The organism is Kitasatospora sp. LaBMicrA B282 (genome assembly GCF_050325825.1).
GTDB lineage: Bacteria > Actinomycetota > Actinomycetes > Streptomycetales > Streptomycetaceae > Kitasatospora.
Window position 1 is genome coordinate 1 of record NZ_JBNQTI010000324.1, and the last position, 3,447, is coordinate 3,447.

A 3,447-nucleotide genomic window follows, 5' to 3' on the forward strand; every position below is an offset into this window, starting at 1 on the left:
GGGGGGGGGGGTGGGGGGGGGTGGAAGGGGAAACTTTGTGGAAGGCAAGCCCCCCCGAAGAAAAAATTGTACCCCCGCCCCGCCCCGGTTCTTGGGCACCGTGGCGTGCCGCGGGGGCGCGTGGCGCTCGGCGCGGGATCAGCCGCGGCGGTGCCGGCCGCCGCCGCTGGAGACCGGCTCGCCGGCCTCGGCCGCGCCCGGACGGCCGCCGCCCGCCTTGCGCTTCTTCCGCTCGCGCACCACCTCGACCAGGATCGGCGAGATCGACAGCAGGATGATCAGCGCCATCGCCGGGATCAGGTACTTGTCGATCACCGGCGCCATCGAGTCGCCGAAGAAGTAGCCGATGCTGAGCATCGCCTCGGTCCAGACGATGCCGCCGATCGCGTTCCAGACGAAGAACTTCCGGGCCGGCATCTCCAGGGTGCCGGCCACCGGGTTGAGGAAGGTCCGCACGATCGGGATGAAGCGGGCCATCACCACGGCCTTCTCCGGCCCGAACTTGGCGAAGTACTCCTCGGCCTTCGCCACGTACTCGCGCTTGAAGATCCGCGACTCGGGCTTGTCGAAGAGCCTGCCACCCACCTTGGCGCCGAGCAGGTGGCCGAGCTGGGCACCGGCGATCGCGCAGATCGGCGCACCGAGCAGCAGCGCGGCGATCGGCATCTGCACGCCCGGCCCGAAGGCCTTGGCGGCGGCCGAGGAGGCAGCCACGCCGCCCAGGATCAGCAGCGAGTCGCCGGGCAGGAAGAACCCGATCAGCAGGCCGGTCTCGGCGAAGATGATCGCCAGCAGGCCGACCGTCCCGACCGAGCTGATCAGCGACTTGGCGTCGAGGAGGTTGACCGCTAGATAGGTGGTAGTCACGCTCGGAGAATAGCGCGGGCAGGTGTCGCGAACCGGTACGGAACCACGCCCGAGCGGCCCGCGAGCGACCCTCGTACCGCCGCCGACCTGCCCGAACCCTCCCCTTCGCCCGAATATCCGAGGGCTTGCGCCCGTCCGGCCGTCCCGTGTGGCGGGCGGCATGGTGTGCCCCGGGGACGAGTCTGGGAAGATGACACCGGCGTCCGGGCCGCGGCGCACACAAGACCCCCCGACAGGAGCGGATTCGCATGCCTATCGCAACTCCCGAGGCCTACAACGAGATGCTCGACCGGGCCAAGGCGGGCAAGTTCGCCTACCCGGCCATCAACGTCACCTCGTCGCAGACGCTGCACGCGGCGCTGCGCGGCTTCGCCGAGGCGGAGAGCGACGGCATCGTCCAGATCTCCACCGGCGGCGCCGAGTTCCTGGGCGGCCAGCACAGCAAGGACATGGTCACCGGTGCCGTGGCGCTGGCCGAGTTCGCCCACGTGGTGGCGGCCAAGTACGACGTGACCATCGCGCTGCACACCGACCACTGCCCCAAGGACAAGCTGGACGGCTACGTCCGCCCGCTGCTGGCGGTCTCCGCCGAGCGCGTGGCCAAGGGTCTGAACCCGCTCTTCCAGTCGCATATGTGGGACGGCTCGGCCGAGACCCTGGCCGACAACCTGAGCATCGCCGAGGAGCTGCTGGCCCAGGCCGTCGCCGCCAAGATCATCCTCGAGGTCGAGATCACCCCGACCGGTGGCGAGGAGGACGGCGTCTCGCACGAGATCAACGACTCCCTCTACACCTCGGTCAACGACGTGGTGCGCACCGCCGAGGCGCTGGGCCTGGGCGAGAAGGGCCGCTACCTGCTGGCCGCCTCGTTCGGCAACGTGCACGGCGTGTACAAGCCGGGCAACGTGGTGCTCCGCCCCGAGCTGCTCCGCGAGCTGCAGGACGCGATCGGCAAGCAGTACGGCAAGCAGGACCCGTTCGACTTCGTCTTCCACGGCGGCTCGGGCTCCTCCGACGAGGAGATCGCCACCGCGCTGGAGAACGGCGTGGTCAAGATGAACCTGGACACCGACACCCAGTACGCCTTCACCCGCCCGGTCGTCGAGCACATGTTCAAGAACTACGACGGCGTGCTCAAGGTCGACGGCGAGGTCGGCAAGAAGAGCACCTACGACCCGCGCACCTGGGGCAAGCTCGCCGAGGCCGGCATGGCCGCCCGCGTGGTCGAGGCCGCCAAGGCGCTGCGCTCGGCGGGCACCCGCCTGAAGTGACGCCACCCGCTCGTCACCACCGGTGACCGCCCGCGCCCGCGGCGCGGCACCGGACCCCACCCGAAGGCCCTGGTCGGCAGCTGCCGACCAGGGCCTTCGGCCGTCGACCCGGACCTGTGGCCGCACTGCATGAACAGCGGCTGGGAAACCATGGGAAAAGCTGGACGCCAAGAGTCCGGACGGCAAAATCTTCTTCAGGTCACGGTATGGATTTCGCCCAAATGCCCTGTCTGTCAGGTTCTTCTCATGGACTCGACGAAGGCTGTCACGCATGGCTACCACCGTGCTACCGATCGCCCCAGAGCCAGAGCTGCCCGCGAGCCGACGCTGGACGATCCGCAGAGCCCCGTGGCGTTCACCCGAGGGACAACCGGCCTACGCCAGGCCGGCGTTGCTCGGCATCGCGACCGTCGCGGGCCTGCTGTACTTCTGGGGGATCGGGCAGAGCACGTACCACAGCTTCTACGCCGACGCCGTCCGGAGCATGACGGAGAGTTGGAAGGCGTTCGTCTTTGGCTCGTACGACCCCGCCAACACGATCACCCTCGACAAGCTCCCCGGCTTCCTCTGGCCGCAGGCCCTGTCGGCCCGCCTCTTCGGCTTCCACCCCTGGGCCCTGACGCTGCCCCAGGCGATCGAGGGCGTGCTCGCGGTGCTGGTGCTGTACCGCGCGGTGCGCCGCTGGGCCGGAGCCAACGCGGCGCTGCTCGCCGCCACCGCCTTCGCCCTCACCCCGGCGCTGGCCGGCCTGTTCCGCACCGCCGTCGAGGACCCGCTCTTCACCCTGCTGCTGCTGCTCGCGGCCGACGCCGCGATGCGCGCGGCGCAGCACGCCCGGCTGCGCACCCTGGTGCTCTCCGGGGTCTGGGTCGGCCTGGCCTTCCAGGCCAAGATGCTGGAGTCCTGGGCGGTGCTGCCGGCGCTGGGCGCGGTGTACCTGGTGGCCGCGCCGACCCGGTTGCGCCGCCGGTTCGCCCACCTGGGGCTCGCCGGGCTGGTCGCGGTGGCGGTCTCGGCCTCCTGGATCGCGCTGGCCACGGTGACGCCGGCCAAGGACCGCCCGTACATCGACGGCACCACCGACAACTCCGCGTACAGCATGGTGGTCGGCTACAACTTCCTGAACCGGTTCACCTCGGTCGGCCTGAACGCCGGTGAGACCGGCAGCGTCACCTCCGGGCAGGGGCAGGGCGGCATCATGGGCTTCGGCGGCGGCCGGGGCGGCGCCGGCCACGGCGGTGCGGCGCAGGGCGGTGCGGCGCAGGGCGGTGCGGCGCAGGGCGGCGGCACCGCGGGCGGCACGGGTGGC

The 3,447-nt window shown here is 70.7% G+C and carries 3 protein-coding genes; 2 read left to right on the forward strand and 1 reads right to left on the reverse strand.

Features of this window, described 5'->3' with window-relative positions:
- Positions 1-138: 138 nt before the first annotated feature.
- Positions 139-867, reverse strand: coding sequence for a DedA family protein (locus tag ACQRUO_RS38990; protein WP_428320929.1), 729 nt, complete (start codon positions 865-867; stop codon positions 139-141).
- 248 nt (positions 868-1,115) lie between these two features.
- Between ACQRUO_RS38990 and fbaA the strand changes: the two genes are divergently transcribed.
- Positions 1,116-2,138, forward strand: a complete 1,023-nt coding sequence (gene fbaA, locus ACQRUO_RS38995; RefSeq protein WP_428320930.1) for a class II fructose-bisphosphate aldolase — start codon at positions 1,116-1,118, stop codon at positions 2,136-2,138.
- A gap of 271 nt (positions 2,139-2,409) precedes the next feature.
- Positions 2,410-3,447: ArnT family glycosyltransferase (locus ACQRUO_RS39000; protein WP_428320931.1), on the forward strand; the 1,038-nt coding region annotated here is incomplete at its 3' end.

Bases quoted from the DNA above. Each gene is read 5' to 3' on its own strand.
- fbaA (WP_428320930.1), top strand. From the start codon at position 1,116: ATGCCTATCGCAACTCCCGAGGCCTACAACGAGATGCTCGACCGGGCC.